8 protein-coding genes, 6 pseudogenes and 1 other annotated feature are annotated in these 22,570 nt (G+C 61.6%); of the genes and pseudogenes, 9 read left to right on the top strand and 5 right to left on the bottom strand.

Translation table 11 applies throughout. The features are described 5' to 3' along the window. Positions 1-221: 221 nt before the first annotated feature. Positions 222-4,715 carry a Ulp1 family isopeptidase gene (locus V5279_RS08355; protein ID WP_338696376.1) on the top strand — a complete coding sequence of 1,498 codons (4,494 nt, stop codon included), beginning with the start codon at positions 222-224 and terminating at the stop codon, positions 4,713-4,715. 115 nt (positions 4,716-4,830) lie between these two features. On the opposite strand, the pseudogene V5279_RS08360 reads toward V5279_RS08355, so the two are convergent. Further along, positions 4,831-5,076 (bottom strand): annotated as a pseudogene (locus tag V5279_RS08360) (transposase domain-containing protein); the annotation flags it as partial. A gap of 375 nt (positions 5,077-5,451) precedes the next feature. On the opposite strand from V5279_RS08360, the pseudogene istA (V5279_RS08365) reads away from it, so the two are divergent. Both istA (V5279_RS08365) and istB (V5279_RS08370) read left to right on the top strand, forming a co-directional pair. Beyond that, positions 5,452-6,976, top strand: a pseudogene (gene istA, locus V5279_RS08365) (IS21 family transposase). Further along, positions 6,973-7,836: an IS21-like element helper ATPase IstB gene (istB, locus tag V5279_RS08370; RefSeq protein ID WP_338696378.1), complete on the top strand. Its 864-nt coding sequence runs from the start codon at positions 6,973-6,975 to the stop codon at positions 7,834-7,836. Before istA (V5279_RS08365) ends, istB (V5279_RS08370) begins: the two are co-directional and overlap by 4 nt. 147 nt (positions 7,837-7,983) lie before the next feature. Here the strand turns inward: istB (V5279_RS08370) and V5279_RS08375 are convergent. Then, positions 7,984-9,215 (bottom strand): annotated as a pseudogene (locus V5279_RS08375) (IS3 family transposase); the annotation flags it as partial. Next, positions 8,813-8,930 (bottom strand) — a sequence feature (AL1L pseudoknot). Its footprint overlaps the pseudogene before it by 118 nt. Positions 9,216-9,744: 529 nt before the next feature. Here V5279_RS08375 and V5279_RS08380 point away from each other — a divergent pair. Then, a pseudogene (locus V5279_RS08380) lies at positions 9,745-13,802 on the top strand (Ulp1 family isopeptidase). A gap of 147 nt (positions 13,803-13,949) precedes the next feature. On the opposite strand, the gene istB (V5279_RS08385) reads toward V5279_RS08380, so the two are convergent. After that, the gene (gene istB, locus V5279_RS08385) at positions 13,950-14,813 is read right to left on the bottom strand and encodes an IS21-like element helper ATPase IstB (protein ID WP_166107168.1); all 864 of its coding nucleotides are present in this window, start codon (positions 14,811-14,813) and stop codon (positions 13,950-13,952) included. Further along, positions 14,813-16,312 (bottom strand): IS21 family transposase, encoded by a 1,500-nt coding sequence (istA, locus tag V5279_RS08390; RefSeq protein ID WP_166309211.1) that lies wholly within the window; start codon positions 16,310-16,312, stop codon positions 14,813-14,815. The genes istB (V5279_RS08385) and istA (V5279_RS08390) overlap by 1 nt, the downstream gene beginning before the upstream one ends. A gap of 354 nt (positions 16,313-16,666) precedes the next feature. On the opposite strand from istA (V5279_RS08390), the pseudogene V5279_RS08395 reads away from it, so the two are divergent. The 4 genes and pseudogenes from V5279_RS08395 to V5279_RS08410 form a co-directional block, all read left to right on the top strand. Continuing rightward, a pseudogene (locus V5279_RS08395) lies at positions 16,667-16,857 on the top strand (transposase); the annotation flags it as partial. 194 nt (positions 16,858-17,051) lie between these two features. Next, entirely contained in the window at positions 17,052-18,584 is a 1,533-nt protein-coding gene (gene istA, locus V5279_RS08400; RefSeq protein ID WP_422389058.1) for an IS21 family transposase, read from the top strand. Next, positions 18,581-19,423, top strand: a complete 843-nt coding sequence (gene istB / locus V5279_RS08405; RefSeq protein ID WP_176535476.1) for an IS21-like element helper ATPase IstB — start codon at positions 18,581-18,583, stop codon at positions 19,421-19,423. Before istA (V5279_RS08400) ends, istB (V5279_RS08405) begins: the two co-directional genes overlap by 4 nt. Before the next feature lie 122 nt (positions 19,424-19,545). After that, positions 19,546-19,773: pseudogene (locus tag V5279_RS08410) on the top strand (transposase); the annotation flags it as partial. A gap of 117 nt (positions 19,774-19,890) precedes the next feature. Here the strand turns inward: V5279_RS08410 and V5279_RS08415 are convergent. Further along, positions 19,891-21,156: a tyrosine-type recombinase/integrase gene (locus tag V5279_RS08415; RefSeq protein ID WP_338696380.1), complete on the bottom strand. Its 1,266-nt coding sequence runs from the start codon at positions 21,154-21,156 to the stop codon at positions 19,891-19,893. Between the two features lie 152 nt (positions 21,157-21,308). On the opposite strand from V5279_RS08415, the gene V5279_RS08420 reads away from it, so the two are divergent. Further along, positions 21,309-22,556 carry an HWE histidine kinase domain-containing protein gene (locus V5279_RS08420; protein ID WP_338696382.1) on the top strand — a complete coding sequence of 416 codons (1,248 nt, stop codon included), beginning with the start codon at positions 21,309-21,311 and terminating at the stop codon, positions 22,554-22,556. Positions 22,557-22,570 lie beyond the last annotated feature (14 nt).

Below are 22,570 nucleotides of genomic sequence, written 5' to 3' on the forward strand. Positions count from 1 at the left end.
TCGACAGCTTCCTCTCATAGCAAAAATTGTGGGGAAGAACATCCGAGTGTCCGACTGCCTGCGGCGCGGACGGTTCGGACCCACGCTGGTTTGTTGCTGGATCCAACGTTGAGAGCACATTCTGTGCTGTGGATTTGGTCGCCGCGCTGCCGTCTCGATTGCCCCGCGCATGAGATCCAAACCGAGCTCTGATGCGCCTATATCTTCGAAAGTGAGAACGGATGGATTTCACCTCAACTAGCCGACTGCAGCAACAATCGAACAGCGCCGCCCAGCAAGAGACTGCACCGGTGTCCCCGTCGACAGACGCGGCGGCCTTTGAGCGGCAGCTAAGCGAGATCACCCGTCCGGGTGATCGTGTGCTGATGCAGACCCCCCCCCATCAAGTCGCCGCATCGCCATCGGAGGCGCAGCCCATCATGCAGGCGAGCGGGCGCGAATGCCCTCCAGCGTCGCAGGGTAAAGGCGGCGGGCCGATGCCAGGCGCCTCGGCGCTGCAGCCTGGCCAGTCAACAGAGGTTTACATAGGTATCAGCAGGCGTCCTCTTTATTCCCAAGATGCTGACCTTATTTTGGGGCTTGAGGAGGCCCTCATCAAAGGGGGGGCTGCCGAGCGCACGGCCAAGAACAATGTGAGCAATCTTCTCACTCTCGACCGCTGGCTCTTTGAAAACAAAAAGCAGGCCATTGCTGCTCGGCTTAACGACGAGTCGCTGACCAATGATGTCCAGGAGTTCATAAGAAAGGGCGGTACCAAGAAGGTCCGTACAGCACTAGATCATCTCCGGACCTCGCAGTCGACGGGCGGAATCGTGCCGATCGCAGGCCTCACTGAGTTGAATCCTTATCCCAAGGACGCGGCTCTCATCAAAGAGTGCAAAAACGAAACACCAACACATATCGTCCAGAACTATGCAACTGCTCTTCGCAGTTTCAGTGACTACCTGCGTGAAAATGACAAGAAGGGCATTGCTGCTCGGCTTTCCGACAAGTCGTTGGATAAAGATGTCGACGGCTATAAGAAAACGCCCGGTCGAGACCCGAAGATCGGGGCCGCTCTAACTTATCTCCGAGGCTCGCGAGCGGGCGCCCGAGCGATGGAACTCGAGCGCGTTATCTCACCCGTTCCTGATTCTGAAGACGCGGTCCTCATGGAGCCGACGCGAGTTAGGGACGCCGCCGCGCCGCGCAGCGCGTGGGAGAGATCTGGCAGCTGGCCAGAGGTCCTCCCCGTGGAAGGTCACGATCAAGATTTGCCTTTGGGGATGATGGACGAAACCCGCCCGTCGTCGCCTCCCGGACCAACCGCGCAAGTCGGTGCATCGCCATCGGAGGCGCAGCCCATTATGCAGGCGAGCGGGCACGAATACCCTCCAGCGTTGCGGGGTGGAGACGGCGGGCCGATGCCAGGCACCTCGGCGCTGCAGCCGGGCAAGTCACCTGGGGTTTTGGTAGGTCGCAGCAAGCGCCCTCTTTATCTCGAAGATAAGCCCCTTATTTTGGGGCTTAGCAAGGCACTCACCGGGGTCGCCGAGCGCACCGCCCAGGACAATGTAGGTCATCTTCTCAGATTGGGCCGCTGGCTCTTTGAAAACAAAAAGCAGGCCATTGCTGCTCGGCTTAACGACGAGTCGCTGACCAACGACGTTCGGGAGTCGATAGGAAAGGGTGATCTCAAGAGAGTCCGTAAGGCACTAGATCATCTCCGGACCTCGCTGTCGACGGGCGGAATCGTCCCGATCGGAGGCCGCGCTAAGCTGAATCCGCACCCCGGGGACGAGGCCCTCATCAAAGAGTACAAAAACGAAGCAACGACAGGTACCGGCATTACCTATACGGTTGCTCTTGGCAGTTTCAGTGACTACCTGCGCGAAAACAACAAGCCGGGCATTGCTGGTCGGCTTCCCGGCACGTCGTTGGATGGAGATGTCGAGGACTATAAGAAGGACGCCGGTGGTTACCGCAACATCAGTGCCGCACTGGCCCATCTCCGAAAATCGTCGGCCGGCGCTAAGGCGATGGAGCTCGATCGCCATATTTCCCATCCTGATCCCGAAGACGCGGCCCTGATGGAGCCGAGGCGGGTCGGCGACGCCGCTGCGGAGCACAGCGCGTCGCAGGAAGCTGGCAGTTGGCCAGAGGAGCTTCCTGCGGAAGCCCACGATCAGGATTTGCTTTGGGGGCTGATGGACGAACCCGGCCCGTCGTCCTCGGCGCTGCAGCCGGCTCGATCAACTGGGGTTCGCAGGAAGCAGCCTCTTTATTCCGAGGACGCTCGCCTTATTTCGGAGCTTGAGAAGGCCCTCATCAAGGGCGGGGCTACCGAAATCACCGCCAAGGCCAATGTGTGGCCCCTTCGCAGCTTTGGCCGCTGGCTTGTCGCAAATAAAAAAAAGTCCATTGCTGCTCGGCTCGACGACAAGTCGCTGACCGATGATGCTGAGTTCTTTGGAAAGGGTAATCCCACGAGACTCCTTACGGCAATTGGTCATCTCCGGACCTCGCAGTCGACGGGCGGAATCGTGCCGATCGGAGGCCGCGCTAAGCCGAATCCTCCCCCCCAGGACGCGGCTCTCATCAAAGAGTACAAAAACAAAGCTGCGACAGGTACCGTACGTACCTATGCAGTTGTTCTTAACAGTTTCAGTGACTACCTGCGTGAAAACAACAAGAAGGGCATTGCTGCTCGGCTTTCCGGCAAGGCGTTGGATGGAGATGTCGAGGATTATAAGGACGCTGGTGGTAATCGGAAGATCGGTGCCGCACTGGCCCATCTCCGAAAATCGCCGGCCGGTAAGGCGATGGAGCTCGATCGCCATATTTCCCCCATTCCTGATCCCGAAGACGCGGCTCTGATGGAGTCGAGGCGGGTCGGCGACGCCGCTGCGCGGCACAGCGCGTCGCAGCAAGCTTTCAGCAGGCGAGAGGAGCTTCCTGTAGAAGGCTACGATCAGGATTTGGTTTTGGGGCTGATGGACGAACCCGGCCCGTCGTCATCTCTTGAGCCAGCCGCGTGCCATGACCAGGCACCGGATCCCGGAGAGTCCGACCGCCAGCAGTTCCCGGACGAGCCGATCGGTGCACTTGCCAAGAGCAACCTCCTGCCAAGCGAGGAGGTCCTCATCAACGATGAGCATGACACAGCTGAATTGAGGCCAGCGAAGAGGCCGAGGACCCTAGACAATCTGCACGGCGTTGCCAGCGAGCGGCAACTGAGCGAGATCGTCGCTTCAGGCGGTCGCCTGCTGACGTCGGCCCCCACCCATCAACCGGGTGCATCGCCATGGCAGGCGCGGCCGACGATGCAGGGGAGTGGGTACCAAGATGCCACGGCGCCGCATGCGGTCGCGACGAACGTCGCCGACGCCCCTGCGCAGCACAGCGCGCCGCAGCGAGCTGTCAGTCGGCCATTGGTCCTCCCGGAAGGTTATGATCAGGATCTGCGTTTGATGGTGGAAGACGGCCCACCGTGGCCCGGGGTTCCCCCGGAGCAGGCGCAGGACATAGTCCAAGCTGGACAGCAGGAACCTGCCTGGTCCGCCTCAACCTGGTCGCCGCAGATGCCGCTCAACTTTGATTGGGGTATGTGGCCGGTCCTGGAAGCATCGCCAGCGCACTCTGCCAGGGTTCACTCAGACACCTATGGCGGTCTTGAAGCAGCGGTTAATCCGAATTCGCCCGCATCATTTGAGTTGCGTGACAACGCTTGGAGCCCGCCGCCCGACTTTGCGCCGCCGTTTGCCGGGCCGGTACCGGGTCATCACCATGGCGCTCGACAGCTCGGCTCGCCGCAGCGGCTTTCTCCGATGCCAGCCTCCTCGGACGATGAAGCTTTGGCGTGGTTGAGCGAGGAGTTGTCGCGGCGGCAGATGCAAGCACCGGCGTCACCATCAACTGCCAGGGTTCAGCATCTCGCACTGGTGAATCCGAATCCGTCCGAGTTGCGCGACGATGCTCACTTTGCGCCAGCGCCGGCTGCCAGGGCTCGCTCAAGCACCTACGGCGGTCCTCCATTGGTTGATCTGACTGCGGCCACGCCGTCTGAATCACGCGACGATGTTAATTCTGTGCCGGCGTTTCCGAGCACCTCCTACGATGCTCAGATCGGGGCTTTAGGTCCGACAGCCTCGTCTCACGGCCGCGGGCTGGTGCTCGAGGACACGGAATGGCTGGGCGACGAGCATGTCCTGAGAGATTACCAGCTCCTGGCGCAAGAGTTGGGGGGGGACAATCCGAATCTCGCCGCCCGGACGCGGTTCGTGGATCCTCTCATAACCCTTGTTAGCCTGCGCTTGGGCACCGAGAGCGAAATGCTACGCGCATTCCAGCGCATCGTCCATGATCAGAATGGTGACGACACAGCCGACTTCCTGTTCCTGCCAGTGAACAATGCCCGTGCTACGAATCTCCCCGGCACCCATTGGTCGTTGCTGTTTGTTGATCGCCGCGACCGCGAAAGGCCGGTTGCCTATCGCTACGACTCCATGGGGGAATACAACAACACGCCCGCAGCAGAGCTCGCAGCAAGGCTGGGCGCCCGCCTGGAGTCACGCGGCATGACCCAGCAGCTGAACACTTATGATTGCGGCGTCTTCGTGGTGGACGGCACGCGGGCGCTGGTTAGGCAATTGGAGCAAGGACGAGCACCACACCTGCTGAACCTCAGCAGCCTCGTTGCCAATCGGCAGGCGCTGCAGAACCGACTCAGGGGCTGATGTCGTACGCATACGACGAAGACCGCCTGATTGAAGCGTGCGCGCGGGCACGACGAACTCTATGATGGTTTGCGTGAAGGTCAGGCGGGCTTGCTGACCGGCGGGCTCGGCGCAGGAGCTTCCATTCCCAGGGCTGCAGTTCGTGCAGATGCGATGCGGGAAGATCGGCGATACGGGCGAGGACGTCGGCGAGTCAGGCCTTGGGATCGACTTTGTTGAGGCGACAGGTCGCGATCATCGTCAGCATGATGGCGGCACGGTCGGCGCCACGCTGGCTGCCGGCGAAGGTCCAGTTGCGCCTTCCCAAGGCGATGCCTCTCAATGCGCGCTCAGCACAATTGTTGGTCAAGCAGATCCTGCCTGTCATTCGGCCCAAACAGGGCTCTGCGTCGAGGGTAGAGGGTACCGCCGCGCTACCGGACAGGGCTGGTATCGGTAGGGTCACGAGATCGGGACGAAGCGCGAAATTGGTTTGCATTTGCACGCCGCCAAGCCGCACCGATCGCGTCCAAGACAAGCCGCCCGAGATCGTATCGCCCCAAGATTGCGCGGCGGCGATCAGGGTGAGACTCCAGCGACAATCAAGGTGAGACTGCGTCGATGGGGACGGACCGAAGGGAGGGCGCAGCCCGACCGGAGGACCGTCCTCATCGGCGTCGCGTTTTTGGACCCGTCTGGCGGCCGGGTGCGGCTGGTGCAAGCTGTTGATTCGTCTCGACAAGAGGGAATCGATGCCTTGCCTGGCCTCCACATCACCGACCACCAGATGAGGCTGTACATGACCTACCGACTGACGCTGTCCCCCGAGGCCGCCGCGGCCAAGGCGGGGTTCTCGAAGGCAAGCGCGGATCGAATCGAGGGCGATTGTCGCCCGCCATCGCAGAAGAAGACGCCGAGGGGCCGGCGCCGGTCCGATCCGCTCGGGCAGTATTGGGACGCCGAGATCGTTCCGATCCTGAAGGCTGCGCCCGGCATCCGCGTGATCGGCGGCTGGACGAGCTGCGCCGACGGCATCATGACTTGAACCCGAACATCCGCCGCACGCTGGAGCGGCGCATCAACGCCTGGCGGGCGCTCAACGGTCCCGAACAGGACGTGATCTTCCGCCAGCAGCACGAGCCCGGCCGCCTGGTCTGTCCGACTTCACCGACGTGAGCGCGCTCGGTATTACCATCGCGGGTGAGCCGCTCGATCACCGGCTCTATCACTTCCGGTTGGCGTTCTCCGGCTTCGAGCATGCCCATGTCGTGCTCGGCGGCGAAAGCTTCGTCGCCCTGGCGGTGGGCTTGCAGAACGCGCTGTGGGCGCTTGGCGGCGTGCCGCGGGAGCATCGCAGCGACAGCCTGTCGGCAGCATTCCGCAATCTGGCCGCCGACGCACTGGAGGATCTGACGCAGCGCTACGCCGGGCTGATGGGCCACTATGGCATGGCGCCAACGCGCAACAATGCGGGCATCGTACATGAGAACGGCTCGATCGAGAGCGCGCACGGCCATCTCAAGCGGGCACTGGAAGATGCGCTGTTGCTGCGGGGGACGCGCGACGCGCGACTTCGCCAGTCTCGATGCGTACCGGGCTTTTGTCGACGAGATTGTCGGCCGGCGCAACGCCAACCTCGCCAAGCCGATCGCGCTCGAGAAGGAGGCCTTGGCGCCGCTGCCAAAAGGCCGCACGACCGACTTCGAGGAGAAAGTGATCCCGGTGACGTCGTCAGGCGGCTTCATCCTGCGGCGCGTGTTCTACACCGTGCCTTCAAGATTGATCGGCCATCGCCTGCGTGTGCGCATCTTCGACGACCGGCTCGAATGCTTCCTTGGCGTCACGCCGGTCGTGACGCTGCGGCGCGGTCGGCCTATGTCCGAGAGCCAGGGCGGTCATGTTGTGGATTACCGGCACGTCATCCATGCCCTGCGGCGCAAGCCGATGGCGCTCCTCAATCTCGTTTATCGCGACCAACTCTTCCCGCGTGCAGCTTACAAACGTCTGTTCGAGACCTTGCGGGAGCATGGTGATGACCGGCGCGCCTGCAAGGTGACGGTCGAGCTTCTGGCGCTGGCTCACGAGCGCGCCTGCGAAGCAGAACTCGCCGAGGTGATCGCGATGGATCTGGACGCGATCTTGCCGCGCTGCGCGGCCGCTTCCGACCCGAGGCGGCCTCGATCCCGCGTGTCGCCGTCCAGCTGGTGCCGCTCGACGTCTACGATGAACTCGCCTCCGTCAGCGTCATGTCGGGCCGCTCGAACCTGGGAGAGGCAGCATGACCGGTATCGCTACCTCCGTCGATGCCGCCCGTGTCGAGCTGCTTCTCAATGAGCTCCGCCTGCCGGGCGTCAAGGCGATCTGGCCGAAGCTCGCCGCACAGTCGGACAAGGAAGGGCGGCCTGCCGCCCGCTTCCTCGCCGCCCTTGCCGAGCACGAGGCGGCTGATCGCACCCGCCGTCGGATCGAGCGACACATGGTGGAAGCGCGTTTGCCCGCCGGCAAGACGCTCGCCACCTTCGACTTCGAAAGCGTGCCGATGCTATCAAAGGCACAGGCGATGGCGCTCGCCGCTGGCGACGCCTGGTTGAAGGCCGGCGCCAATTTGCTCTTGTTCGGTCCACCGGGCGGCGGCAAGACCCATCTCGGCACGGCGATCGGCCTGGCTCTCGTCGAGAACGGTTGGCGCGTTCTCTTCGCGCGCACCACCGATCTGGTGCAACGGCTGCAGGTCGCGCGGCGCGAGCTGGCGCTGGAGTCCGCGATCGCCAAACTCGATCGCTATGACCTCCTGATCCTCGACGACATCACATATGTGAGCAAGGATCAGGCGGAAACCAGTGTGCTGTTCGAGTTGATCGCCGCCCGCTACGAACGACGCTCGCTGCTGATCACGGCCAATCAGCCATTTGGCGAATGGGGGCGTATCTTTCCGGACCAGGCAATGACGTTGGCTGCCATCGATCGTTTGGTCCACCACGCCACGATCCTCGAGATGAACGTCGAAAGTTACCGTCGAAAAGTTGCCCTCGATCGCAGACGCGGTCCAGGCCGGCCGCCTGTTCACACTACCCCCAACGAACTCGACGGCGGCCAGCGTCAATTATCTCCTGACTCGGCCGCCTCGTCTCATCTTGATTGACGCGCCGCTCTCATCCGGATTGTCGCGTTATAAACGATAGGCGCTCGGTATCCGAATACGCCCATTGGAGGCGAGGCGCGTCAGACCGCCAAACTCCTGTGATACAAAACCGCCCCGGGTTTGCCGGAGGCCATTTAGTTTAAGTTCTGCCGCCATGGCGGATTGTTCCAGCATGGCGTAGTAGCGTTTTCTCGGCTTCGGCCGGCGGTATGTTGCCGATGGGCTCGAGGAGCCGTCGGTTGTTGAACCAATCCACCCATTCCAGGTCGCATGTCGCAATCTCGACGGCCTCGAAGCTGCGCCATGGGCCGCGCGGGATCACCTCGGCCTTGTAGAGACCGTTGATGGTTTCGGTGAGAGCATTGTCATAGGAATCTCCGAGGCTGCCGACAGAAGGCCCCACACCAGCTTCAGCCAAGCGCTCGATGTACTTAATGGATACGTATTGGCTGCCTCTGTCGCTGTGGTGCACGAGCCCGCCACGATGGACCGGCCGTCGATCTTGCAGTGCCTGCTCCAGCGCATCGAGCACGAAGCTGCATGCGCCGCGCGCGAGGCTCGCCAGCCCACAATCCTGCGGGCATAGGCGTCGATGACAAAGGCGACGTAGACAAAACCCGTCCAGGTCGCGACATAGGTGAAGTCGGAGAGCCAGAGAACGTTCGGCCTTGGCGCCTTGAACGGGCGATTGACGTGATCCAGCAGGCGTGGCGCATCTTGTCGCTGATCGTGGTCTTGATGGGTTTGCCGTGGATCACCCTTGCAAACCCATGTTCCGCATAAGTCGCGACACCGTGCAACGGGCAACATCGAAGCCTTCGCGCTTGAGCTGGCGCCAGACCTTGCGCACGCCGTAGAGGGAAAAGTTTTGATCGAAGGCGCGCCGAACCTCGATCTTCAGTGCGGCGTCCGGCTTGGCGCACGTCGACAGCCTGGCGGGATCGCGCCGTTTGGCCCCGTGGGCGTGGTAGGTCGAGGGGGCGATCAGGCAACACCTGACAGATCGGCTCGACCCCATGCGCCCCACGATGATCGTCAATGAAGGCGATCATGGCTTGGACCGGCGGTCGAGCTCCGCCATCGCAAAATAAGCGCTCGCCTTGCGCAGGATCTCGTTGGCCTGTCGAAGCTCACGGTTCTCCCGTTCCAGGGCCTTCAGCTTCTCGGCCATCTCCGTCGGAACGCCGGTCCGCTGCCCGCTGTCGATCTCGACCTTCTTGACCCAGTCATGTAGCGTCTGCGGTGTGCAGCCAATCTTGGCGGCAATCGATCTCACCGCCGCCCACCGCGAAGGGTGCTCGCTTGGCGTGATCCGGAACCATCCGAACCGCACGGGCCCGAACCTCGGGTGAAAACTTGTTCGTCGTCTTGCTCGTCATGGCTCCATCCTCTCGGGAGTTGGAGCCTCCGGCAAACCCGGGGCGGTTCAGACTGCAACAAAAGTGAGTCAGAGCCAATTTTTACGTCGCCCGACAGCGCTCGTCAGGTACTCGACAGCTTCCTCTCATAGCAAAATTGTGGGGAAGAACATCCGAGTGTCCGACTGCCTGCGGCGCGGACGGTTCGGACCCACGGTGGTTTGTTGCTGGATCCAACGTTGAGAGCTCATTCTGTGCCGCGGATTTGGTCGCCGCGCTGCCGTCTCGATTGCCCCGCGCATGAGATCCAAACCGAGCTCTGATTCGCCTACATCTTCGAAAGTGAGAACGGATGGATTTCACCTCAACTAGCCGACTGCAGCAACAATCGAACAGCGCCGCCCAGCAAGAGACTGCACCGGTGTCCCCGTCGACAGACGCGGCGGCCTTTGAGCGGCAGCTAAGCGAGATCACCCGTCCGGGTGATCGTGTGCTGATGCAGGCCCCCCCCCATCAAGTCGCCGCATCGCCATCGGAGGCGCAGCCCATCATGCAGGCGAGCGGGCACGAATGCCCTCCAGCGTCGCAGGATGGAGGCGGCGGGCCAATGCCAGGCGCCTCGGCGCTGCAGCCTGGCCAGTCAGCAGAGGTTTACGGTACCCGCAGGCGTCCTCTTTATTCCCAAGATGCTGACCTTATTTTGGGGCTTGAGGAGGCCCTCATCAAAGGGGGGGCTGTCAAACGCACTGCCAAGGAGAATGTAGGTCATCTTCTTAGATTGGGCCGCTGGCTCTTTGAAAACAAAAAGCAGGCCATTGCTGCTCGGCTCGACGACGAGTCGTTGACCGTTGATGCGTGCGAGTTCTTCGGAAAGGGTAATCCCACGAGACTCCTTACGGCAATAGGTCATCTCCGGACCTCGCAGTCGACGGGCGGAATCGTGCCGATCGCAGACCGCGCTAAGCTGAATCCTTATCCCCAGGACGCGGCTCTCATCGAAGAGTACAAAAACGAAGCAACGACAGGTACCGCCAGTACCTATGCATTTACCCTTAGCAGTTTCAGTGACTACCTGCGTGAAAACAACAAGAAGGGCATTGCTGCTCGGCTTTCCGGCAAGGCGTTGGATGGAGATGTCGGAGACTATAAGAAGGACGCCGGTGGTAATAGGCGGATCGGTGCCGCACTGACCCATCTCCGAAAATCGCGGGCCGGCGCTAAAGCGATGGAGCTCGAGCGCCATATTTCCCCCGGTCCTGATCCCGAACGCGCGGCCCTGATGGAGCCGAGGCGGGTCAGCGACGCCGCTGCGGAGCACGGCGCGTCGCAGCGAGCTTTCAGTCGGCCAGAGGAGCTTCCTGCAGAAGGCTACGATCAGGATTTGGTTTTGGGGCTGATGGACGAACCCGGTCCGTCGCACTCGGCGCCGCAGCCGGCTCAGTCAACTGGAGTTTTGAGAAGGCAGAGGAAGCAGCCACTTTATTCCGAGGATGGTCCCCTTATTTCGGGGCTTGAGAAGGCCCTCATCAAGGGCGGGGCCACCGAAATCACCGCCAAGGCCAATGTATGGCCCCTTCGCAGCTTTGGCCGCTGGCTTGTCGCAAATAACAAAGAGTCCATTGCTGCTCGGCTCGACGACGAGTCGTTGACCGTTGATGCGCGCGAGTTCTTCGGAAAGGGTAACCCCACGAGACTCCTTACGGCAATAGGTCATCTCCGGACCTCGCAGTCGACGGGCGGAATCGTGCCGATCGCAGACCGCGCTAAGCTGAATCCTTATCCCCAGGACGCGGCTCTCATCAAAGAGTACAAAAACGAAGCAGCGACAGATACCGCCATTACCTATGCATTTACCCTTAGCAGTTTCAGTGACTACCTGCGTGAAAACAACAAGCCGGGCATTGCTGTTCGGCTTTCCGGCAAGGCGTTGGATGGAGATGTCGAGGATTATAAGAAGGACGCCGGTGGTAATAGGCGGATCGGTGCCGCGCTGGCCTATCTCCGAAAATCGTCGGCCGGCGCTAAGGCGATGGAGCTTGAGCGCCATATTTCCCCCTTTCCTGATCCCGAAGACGCGGCCCTGATGGAGACGAGGCGGGTCGGCGACGCCGCTGCGCGGCACAACGCGTCGCAGCGAGCTTTCAGTTGGCCAGAGAAGCTTCCTGCAGAAGGCTACGATCAGGATTTGGTTTTGGGGCTGATGGACGAACCCGGCCCGTGGCCGGGGGCCGCGCAGCGCGCTCACATGCGCCTCGCATCGTCCTCGGCGCTGCAGCCGACTCGATCAACTGGGGTTCGCAAGCAGTCTCTTTATTCCGAGGACGCTCCCCTTATTTCGGGGCTTGAGGAGGCCCTCATCAAGGGCGGGGCCACCGAAACCACTGCCAAGTACAATGTAAATCGCCTTCTCAGCTTTGGCCGCTGGCTCTTCGCAAATAACAAAAAGTCCATTGCTGCTCGGCTCGACGACGAGTCGTTGACTGTTGATGCGCGCGAGTTCTTCGGAAAGGGTAATCCCACGAGACTCCTTACGGCAATAGATCATCTCCGGACCTCGCAGTCGACGGGCGGAATCGTGCCGATCGCAGACCGCGCTAAGCTGAATCCTTATCCCCAGGACGCGGCTCTCATCAAAGAGTACAAAAACGAAGCAACGACAGGTACCGCCAGTACCTATGCATTTGCCCTTAGCAGTTTCAGTGACTACCTGCGTGAAAACAACAAGAAGGGCATTGCTGCTCGGCTTTCCGGCAAGGCGTTGGATGGAGATGTCGAGGACTATAAGGACGCCGGTGGTAATAGGCGGATCGGTGCCGCACTGACCCATCTCCGAAAATCGCAGGCCGGCGCTAAAGCGATGGAGCTCGAGCGCCATATTTCCCCCGGTCCTGATCCCGAAGACGCGGTACTGATGGAGCCGATGCCCGCCGGCGGCGCCGCTGCGCAGCACAGCGCGTCGCAGGACGCGGGCAGTTGGCCAAAGGAGCTGCTTCCTGTAGAAGGCTACGATCAGGATTTGCTTTGGGAGCTGATGGACGAACCCGGCCCGTCGTCATCTCTTCTTGAGCCAGCCGCGCGCCATGACCAGTCATCGGATCCCGGAGAGTCCATTCGTCCCTTGAACTGGGGCTACGACCGCCAGCAGTTCCCGGACGAGCCGATCGGTGCACTTGCCAGGAGCAACCTCCTGCCAAGCGAGGAGGTCCTCATCAACGATGAGCATGACACAGCTGAATTGAGGCCAGCGAAGAGGCCGAGGACCCTAGACAATCTGCACGGCGTTGCCAGCGAGCGGCAACTGAGCGAGATCGTCGCTTCAGGCGGTCGCCTGCTGACGTCGGCCCCCACCCATCAACTGGGTGCATCGCCATGGCAGGCGCAGCCGACGATGCAGGGGAGCGGGTACCAAGATGCCACGGCGCCGCAGCGAGCTGTCAGTCGGCCATTGGTCCTCCCGGAAGGTTATGATCAGGATCTGCGTTTGATGGTGGAAGACGGCCCACCGTGGCCCGGGGTTCCCCCGGAGCAGGCGCAGGACATAGTCCAAGCTGGACAGCAGGAACCTGCCTGGTCCGCCTCAACCTGGTCGCCGCAGATGCCGCTCAACTTTGATTGGAGTATGTGGCCGATGCTGGAAGCATCGCCAGCGCAGGCTGCCAGGGCTCGTTCAAGCACCTACGCTGGTCTTGAGCCATTTCTTGCTCTGAATGCGCCGACACCGTCCGAGTTGCGCGACGACGCTCACTTTGCGCCAGCGCACTCTACCAGGCTCCCTCAGACATCTACGCTGGTCTTGAGCCATTTCTTGCTCTGAATGCGCCGACACCGTCCGAGTTGCGCGACGATGCTCACTTTGCGCCAGCGCCGGCTGCCAGGGCTCGCTCAAGCACCTACGGCGGTCCTCCATTGGTTGATCTGACTGCGGCCACGCCGTCTGAATCACGCGACGATGTTAATTCTGTGCCGGCGTTTCCGAGCACCTCCTACGATGCTCAGATCGGGGCTTTAGGTCCGACAGCCTCGTCTCACGGCCGCGGGCTGGTGCTCGAGGACACGGAATGGCTGGGCGACGAGCATGTCCTGAGAGATTACCAGCTCCTGGCGCAAGAGTTGGGGGGGGACAATCCGAATCTCGCCGCCCGGACGCGGTTCGTGGATCCTCTCATAACCCTTGTTAGCCTGCGCTTGGGCACCGAGAGCGAAATGCTACGCGCATTCCAGCGCATCGTCCATGATCAGAATGGTGACGACACAGCCGACTTCCTGTTCCTGCCAGTGAACAATGCCCGTGCTACGAATCTCCCCGGCACCCATTGGTCGTTGCTGTTTGTTGATCGCCGCGACCGCGAAAGGCCGGTTGCCTATCGCTACGACTCCATGGGGGAATACAACAACACGCCCGCAGCAGAGCTCGCAGCAAGGCTGGGCGCCCGCCTGGAGTCACGCGGCATGACCCAGCAGCTGAACACTTATGATTGCGGCGTCTTCGTGGTGGACGGCACGCGGGCGCTGGTTAGGCAATTGGAGCAAGGACGAGCACCACACCTGCTGAACCTCAGCAGCCTCGTTGCCAATCGGCAGGCGCTGCAGAACCGACTCAGGGGCTGATGTCGTACGCATACGACGAAGCTTTCAATTACCCATAATTTCGTCGACTCGCGCTGATCCGCGAAATCTTGAATCGAAAGTATCACTTGTGATTCGGGGATGTCCCGGGTTCTGTTGAATTTCTGAAGAGGTCGGCGTTGCCCACTGTCAATCGGCGTTCGACTGGGACCCCCTATCGGCATCCAAAAGGGACCCCTTTGATCGGCGTGCTCTGCTGGTAGCGCTCGGGTCGTCGGAGCTGGTCGGGGTTGCGGAGACGGCGCGAGCGCGGGTTGTTTGAACATCGTCGCGGCTTTTGAATCGCCAGCTGTCGTTGCCGGTCTCGACGATGTCGCAGTGATGGGTCAATCGGTCGAGTAGCGCGGTGGTCATTTTGGCATCACCGAACACACTGGGCCATTCGCCGAACGCAAGATTGGTGGTGACAATGATGGAGGTGCGCTCGTAGAGCCGGCTGATGAGATGGAACAGGAGCTGACCGCCGGATTGCGCGAACGGCAGATAGCCCAGCTCGTCGAGAACGATGAAGTCCATGCGGGTCAGATGCTCGGCGAGCCGTCCCTGCCGACCGTTGCGGGTCTCGGTCTCGAGCCGGTTGACGAGGTCGACTACGTTGTAGAAGCGTCCTCTGGCGCCATCGCGGATGCAACTTCTGGCGATGGCAATGGCCAAGTGGGTTTTGCCTGTACCGGTGCCGCCAACCAGCACGACGTTGCGTTGTTGGGCGATGAAGCCGCCGCCAGCGAGATCATTGACGAGAGTCTGATTGATCGGCGTGCCGTCGAACTGGAAGTCGGCGATGTCCTTGGCGAGCGGCAGCTTGGCAATGGTGAGCTGGTATTTGATCGACCTGGCTTGCTTCTCGTTGATCTCGGCGTTGAGCAGGTCGCCGACAATGCGTTGAGGCTCGTGCTGGCGCTTGACGGCAGTTGCCATGATCTCGTCGAAGGCAGCCTTCATGCCGTAGAGCTTAAGTTCGCCCATGAGGTCGAAGATTTGGGTTCGTTCCATCAGATGGTCCTCCGGAGGTTGTCGTAGCGGGCACAATCGGCGATCGGTGCATGACGGAGCGTCAGTGCGGCCGGCGTCATGATGTTGGCCGGTGGGGCGGGTTCACGTTGACGGGCCAGGATATTGAGAACGACATCGGCGGAATGGACGCTGTGACTGAGCGCTTCGGCACAAGCCGCTTCCACCGCGGACAGACCGTCAGTCAGCACCGCGGTGAGGATGTCGACCATCTGCCGATTGCCATCGTCGGTGCTGGCCAGCTTGCGCCGGATCCGCTCGATCGCGGCCGGCAGCACCCAGTCTTTGAAGGGAGCACCGTTGCGCAAGGCGCCGGGTTTGCGGGCGAGCACCGGCACATAATGCCAGGGGTCGTAGACGGTATCGCCGCGGCCAAAGGATCGCGGGTGCTCGGCAACGATACGTCCATCCTGACGGATCACGATGCGATCGGCATAGGCTTGAACCTCGACCGGTCGTCCGACTGCACTGGCTGCGACCGAGTACTTGTTGTTGTCGAAGCGCACCAGGCAGGTCTTCGAGACCGATGCTGTCACCGCATGGAAGCCGTCGAAGCGGCCGGCATAGGGAACGAGTTTGGGGCGTTCGGCTTCGAACACGTCCCAGATCGTCTGATCGACCAGCTCCGGATGGCGATGAGCCTTGGCGTAGGCGATGCACTTGTCGAGCAGCCAGGCGTTTAACTCGTCGAGGTTTTTGAACCGCAGCCGCGGCGTGAAGAAGCGCTCCCGGACCAGCCCGACCTGGTTCTCGACCTGCCCCTTCTCCCAGCCCGACGCTGGCGTACAGGCGACCGGATCGACCAGATAGTGGCTGCACATCTGCAGGAAGCGGCGATTGTAGAGACGGCCTTTACCGACAAAGATCGTCTCCACCGCGGTCTTCATGTTGTCGTAGATGCCGCGGGTGCAGGTGCCTTTGAACAGGGCGAATGCCCGGTCGTGGGCGTCGAACACCATCTCCTGCGTCTCCCGCGGATAGGCCCGCACGAACAGCATGCGACTGTGACAGAGCCGAACATGAGCAGCCTTCACCATCACCGTGGTGCCGCTCAGCAGGACCACCTCGTGGCTCCAGTCGAACTGGTAGGCTTCGCCTGGTGCAAAGCTCAGCGGCACATAAGCCGACGCTGTCGAGGTGCCGCGTTCCTTGGTCCACCGTCGGGCGTATCGACGAACCGCATCATAGCCGCCGGCATAACCCAGGCCGCGGAGTTCCTCGAATAGCCGGATCAGCGTCAGCCGTTCCCGCGCCGCCTTGCTCTCATTCCCTGCCAGCAACCGATCAAGCTCGGCACTCCAGGCACCCATCTTCGGGAGCGGCTGCGTCTCGCGCTCGTACCGGAACTCCGTCGCTTGAGAACGAATGACCTTGCGAACCACCTTCCGCGATACGCCAAGTTCTCGGCAGATCGCCTTGATCGGACGACCATCAACAAAGTAGGCGCGACGGATCTTACCAATCGTCTCCACCACCAGCATCCCAACCTCGGCTTCCATGACTCGATGGAAGCCACTGTGGACCCTTATCCCGGGGTCCCGATTGGATGCCGATCACCCCGAAACGGGGTCCTTATTCCATGCCGAAACACAAATCAGAAGCTGAAGGCGTGGATCATGCGAAAGTACAAGCGCTTCCGGCTCCACAAAACCGGTGCTTCGCTGTTCTTGCGAAAGCTGGCTCGGAATAACGCGGAGCTGTTCGTACACTGGCAGTTCTTCGGAACGACCACGTTCACCTGACGGGAGCGGTGTGAACCGAGAGGTTCACGCACCGTTCTGCGAGAGGCCGGGGGTGAAAATCCCCCGGCCTACTCACCCCTGGGCCAAAACCAACATGGCCGCTGGCGGACGCTGACCTTCCTAGCCGCCTGCGCCATGATCGCATCGACGCGCCCTGCGTGATCGATGGTCCCATCAACGGTGAGAGCTTCCTGGCTTACGTCGAGCAGATGCTGGTTCCGACGCTCAAGCCTGGTGACATTGTCATCATCGACAACCTCGGCAGTCACAAAGGCAAGACCGTCCTGCGCGGCGGCGATCAGGGTGAGACTCCAGCGACAATCAAGGTGAGACTGCGCCGATGGGGACGGACCGAAGGGAGGGCGCAGCCCGACCGGAGGACCGTCCCCATCGGCGTCGCGCGTTTTTGGACCCGTCTGGCGGCCGGGTGCGGCTGGTGCAAGCTGTTGGTTCGTCTCGACAAGAGGGAATCGATGCCTTGCCTGGCCTCCACATCACCGACCACCAGATGAGGCTGTACATGACGTACCGACTGACACTGTCCCCCGAGGCCGCCGCGGCCAAGGCGGGGTTCTCGAAGGCAAGCGCGTATCGAATCGAGGGCGATTGTCGCCCGCCATCGCAGAAGAAGACGCCGAGGGGCCGGCGCCGGTCCGATCCGCTCGGGCAGTATTGGGACGCCGAGATCGTTCCGATCCTGAAGGCTGCGCCCGGCATCCGCGTGATCGGCGTGCTGGACGAGCTGCGCCGACGGCATCATGACTTGAACCCGAACATCCGCCGCACGCTGGAGCGGCGCATCAACGCCTGGCGGGCGCTCAACGGCCCCGAACAGGACGTGATCTTCCGCCAGCAGCACGAGCCCGGCCGCCTGGGTCTGTCCGACTTCACCGACGTGAGCGCGCTCGGTATTACCATCGCGGGTGAGCCGCTCGATCACCGGCTCTATCACTTCCGGTTGGCGTTCTCCGGCTTCGAGCATGTCCATGTCGTGCTCGGCGGCGAAAGCTTCGTCGCCCTGGCGGAGGGCTTGCAGAACGCGCTGTGGGCGCTTGGCGGCGTGCCGCGGGAGCATCGCAGCGACAGCCTGTCGGCAGCATTCCGCAATCTGGCCGCCGACGCACGGGGGGATCTGACGCAGCGCTACGCCGGGCTGATGGGCCACTATGGCATGGCGCCAACGCGCAACAATGCGGGCATCGCACATGAGAACGGCTCGATCGAGAGCGCGCACGGCCATCTCAAGCGGGCACTGGAAGATGCGCTGTTGCTGCGGGGGACGCGCGAGTTCGCCAGTCTCGATGCGTACCGGGCTTTTGTCGACGAGATTGTCGGCCGGCGCAACGCCAACCTCGCCAAGCCGATCGCGCTCGAGAAGGAGGCCTTGGCGCCGCTGCCAAAAGGCCGCACGACCGACTTCGAGGAGAAAGTGATCCCGGTGACGTCGTCAGGCGGCTTCATCCTGCGGCGCGTATTCTACACCGTGCCTTCAAGATTGATCGGCCATCGCCTGCGTGTGCGCATCTTCGACGACCGGCTCGAATGCTTCCTTGGCGTCACGCCGGTCGTGACGCTGCGGCGCGGTCGGCCTGTGTCCGAGAGCCAGGGCGGTCATGTTGTGGATTACCGGCACGTCATCCATGCCCTGCGGCGCAAGCCGATGGCGCTCCTCAATCTCGTTTATCGCGACCAACTCTTCCCGCGTGCAGCTTACAAACGTCTGTTCGAGACCTTGCGGGAGCATGGTGATGACCGGCGCGCCTGCAAGGTGACGGTCGAGCTTCTGGCGCTGGCTCACGAGCGCGCCTGCGAAGCAGAACTCGCCGAGGTGATCGCGATGGATCTGGACGCCGGACAGTTACCCGATCTTGCCGCGCTGCGCGACCGCTTCCGACCCGAGGCGGCCTCGATCCCGCGTGTCGCCGTCAAGCTGGCGCCGCTCGACGTCTACGATGAACTCGCCTCCGTCAGCGTCATGTCGGGCCGCTCGAACCTGGGAGAGGCAGCATGACCGGTATCGCTACCTCCGTCGATGCTGCCCGTGTCGAGCTGCTTCTCAATGAGCTCCGCCTGCCGGGCGTCAAGGCGATCTGGCCGAAGCTCGCCGCACAGTCGGACAAGGAAGGGTGGCCTGCCGCCCGCTTCCTCGCCGCCCTTGCCGAGCACGAGGCGGCCGATCGCACCCGCCGTCGGATCGAGCGACACATGGTGGAAGCGCGTTTGCCCGCCGGCAAGACGCTCGCCACCTTCGACTTCGAAAGCGTGCCGATGCTATCAAAGGCACAGGCGATGGCGCTCGCCGCTGGCGACGCCTGGTTGAAGGCCGGCGCCAATTTGCTCTTGTTCGGTCCACCGGGCGGCGGCAAGACCCATCTCGGCACGGCGATCGGCCTGGCTCTCGTCGAGAACGGTTGGCGCGTTCTCTTCGCGCGCACCACTGATCTGGTGCAACGGCTGCAGGTCGCGCGGCGCGAGCTGGCGCTGGAGTCCGCGATCGCCAAACTCGATCGCTATGACCTCCTGATCCTCGACGACATCACATATGTGAGCAAGGATCAGGCGGAAACCAGTGTGCTGTTCGAGTTGATCGCCGCCCGCTACGAACGACGCTCGCTGCTGATCACGGCCAATCAGCCATTTGGCGAATGGGGGCGTATCTTCCCGGACCAGGCAATGACGTTGGCTGCCATCGATCGTTTGGTCCACCACGCCACGATCCTCGAGATGAACGTCGAAAGTTACCGTCGAAAAGTTGCCCTCGATCGCAAGCGCGGTCCAGGCCGGCCACCTGTTCACACGACCCCCAACGAACTCGACAAGACTGTGATTGACGCTGGCAGCGCCGCTTGATTGTCGCGCAGCGTCAATCAACGCTTGCCAAGTAGGCGGCCAGCGTCAATTATCTCCTGACTCGGCCGCCTCGTCTCATCTTGATTGACGCGCCGCTCTCATCCTGATTGTCGCGCTATACCGTCCGTCGCGCCATCCGCGCCGCTGGCGCAAAGCTGTTCTTCCTGCCGCCCTACAGCCCAGATCTCAATCCGATCGAGCAGGTCTTCGCCAAGCTCAAGACCTTGCTCCGAAAGGCTGCCGAGCGAACCGTTAAAGCAACCTGGATGCGCATCGGCGCTCTATTGGACTGCTTCACGCCGCATGAATGCGCAAACTACATCTCTAATGCCGGATACGCATCAACATGAAGCAATCACGCTCTAAGCAGCGTACTCGCCGCCGAGGTATCGGACTTGAACTGGGGCGGGGGCGAGCGCCTCTCTCCTGACTATTAAAAGCCCCGACCCCTCGCGGGCTACCTTGAACTAGGAATGGACTCCGGCTGCCTCCTGGAAGAAATCCGGGCGCGGGCCGGCGCCAGCATGCCCCGGCCTTTGGGCCGGTAAGGCCGCGACGTGTTCTGCCCAACGTTCGAGCGCCTCGCGCATCTCGGCTGCGTACCGCGCGCGGTTATATACACCAGCAACGCCCGCCCGGTGGCCGCTGACGTGGTTTAGGATCGCCTCCACGATGTGTGGCAACACGCCTAGTCGGTCGGCCATCACAGTGGACGCCGATCTGCGAAGATCATGAACGGTCCAATGGGGTAGGGATTCGCCCAGGGCCTCGGCGATGCGCTCATCAAGCGCTGCCTTCGACTTTGACCAGCCGGAGAACCCACGATGCGGGTCACCGCCGCGTCGGGGTCCGTCACCAAAGAGGTAGTCTCGGCCGCTTCGGCGGGAAGGGAGTAGGGCCAAGGCGGCGGGAACCAACGGTATCAAGTGCTCGCGACGATTCTTGGTTCGGGCGCCTGGCAGCGTCCAGAGCCCCGAAATAGTATCAAGTTCGGCCCATTGCATGCTGCCTACTTCATCACGGCGTTGGGCTGTGAGTAGCAACAAACGTACAATGCGTCCGTAATCGTCATCGCCACAGGCGTGCCAGATGGCTGATAGTTCCGTCTCCGTGAGGACCCGTTCGCGACTTCCAGGCTGCGCGGGTCGGTTAGTGCCGAGAACCGGGTTCGCAGCGATCTCAAGGCCCTCGCGTATTGCCCAGTTGAACATTGAGGACAGGGCTGTACGGGCGCGGGCTGCTGAGACCGCTCCATGAGCTGATGCGAAATCAGCGATACGTGCCGAGATATGGCGGCGAGTGATCTGGAAGACCGAGACCGGATGCAGGGGCTTCCAACTGACCAACAAGTAGCGTTCTATCTCCGAATAGGTCCGGGGCTTCAGCCTTTGTTTGGCGTTCCGGAGATATTGATCCGCGATTGCTCGGAGGGGGTCGGCCGCCTGCAGGCGCTTCTTGGCTTTCTCGTCCGCCGGGTCTTTGCCATTGGCAACCACGCCCAAAAGCCGCTTGGCCTCCTTGCGTGCAAGCTCTGGTGTCCAAGGGGCTCCGTGAGGACCGATCGTCACGAAGCGCTGCCGACCGAACACTCGGTACTTGAGAACGTAGGTCGCTTGATCGCGTTGACGCCTAACGCCAAAGCCCCGCACCGCTTCGCGGTGGTCTGCGTCCCAGATGGTCTCGCCCGGCTTGAGTGCTTGCACGGCGCGGATCGTTATATTTGAGACAGCCATCGATCACCTCTGTAGCTACCACATAGCTACCACCATAGCGCCAATTGCAGCGCAGGTAAGGCGGGAGGCGGCGGCCTTGTTTGGTGATAATGCTGTGATTTTTGTGCGAAAGGCGGGATTGGCGTAGTATCGGCGAAGCTCTCGCGCTGTCTGTGGAACAGGAGGTCGGTGGTTCGAGCCCACCCAACTGTACCATTGCAGTTGAGTTACCCGCATCTCCAGCAGCTTTGCTGATAAGCCTGACGGATTTGCGCGGCTTGTTCCCGTTGACAAAATCTGATTGCCTGAAGGCTATGGGCATCGGTCGCAAACTGGAAGGTGATTTTCCACCAGGTGTGAGCGACGTCGCCGCACTCATTCGCGCCTTCGATTGGTCCGCCACAAGCTTGGGGTCGATCATGGAGTGGCCTGCGCACCTCAAGAGCGCAGTCAGCCTCATGCTGCCGGCCAAAGCACAGATCGTGCTGTTCTGGGGGCCGGAGTTTGTGGCGCTATACAATGACGCCTATGCACCGACGATAGGCCAGAAGCATCCGAGGGCTCTTGGACGACCTGCTCGCGAGAATTGGACCGAGCTGTGGGAAGACTTGGAACCCTTGCTCCGACGCGTCCTCGACAATGGCGAAACAGTCTTCGCCAAGGATCGCCCCTTCTACATCGAGCGCCATGGCTACCCGGAGACAGTTTACTTCGACATCTCCTATTCTCCTGTTCAAAACGAAGCCGGTGAAATTGGCGGTGTTCTTTGCATCGTTAGCGAGACGACCGAGCGTGTAGTTGCGCAAGAGCGCCAACGGTTGCTCGCGCGCGAGGCGAACCACCGCGTGAAGAACATGTTCGCCGTCTTCCACGGCATCATCAATCTGAGTGCTCGGTCAGCCCGAACGCCGCAGGAAATGGCTCAATCGCTACGGGGCCGTCTGAACGCTCTCATGCAGGCTAAGGATCTCATCCGTCCTGGGATCATGGGTACGGAGGCGCATAGCGAGCGAACAACGGTGGGTGACGTCGTGCGAACGGTGTTGCGGCCTTACGAAGATGACGCGTCTCGCGAACGCACCATGGTGAGAGGACCTAATGTGCCCGTGGGTGCGATGGCCGTGACAAGTCTCGCTCTCGCCCTGCATGAAACAACGACGAATGCGGCCAAATACGGCGCGCTATCGGAGCCGACTGGTTCGGTCAGCATCACATGGGAGACGCATGGCGGGGATCTCCATCTTGAATGGGAGGAGACAGGCGGGCCCGTGATTGTCGCCCCACCGTCAGCTAAAGGCTTTGGTAGCGTGCTTGCCGAGCGCAGCATTGCTGATCAGCTCGGCGGCAAGGTTGAGCATGATTGGCTGCCTAGCGGGCTCAGGTTGAGGGTTTCGGTCCCTTTGGATCGTCTTGCAGTCTGAGGCCCTGCCTCAAA

It is taken from the genome of Bradyrhizobium sp. 26S5 (assembly GCF_036923295.1).
Classification (GTDB): domain Bacteria; phylum Pseudomonadota; class Alphaproteobacteria; order Rhizobiales; family Xanthobacteraceae; genus Bradyrhizobium; species Bradyrhizobium septentrionale.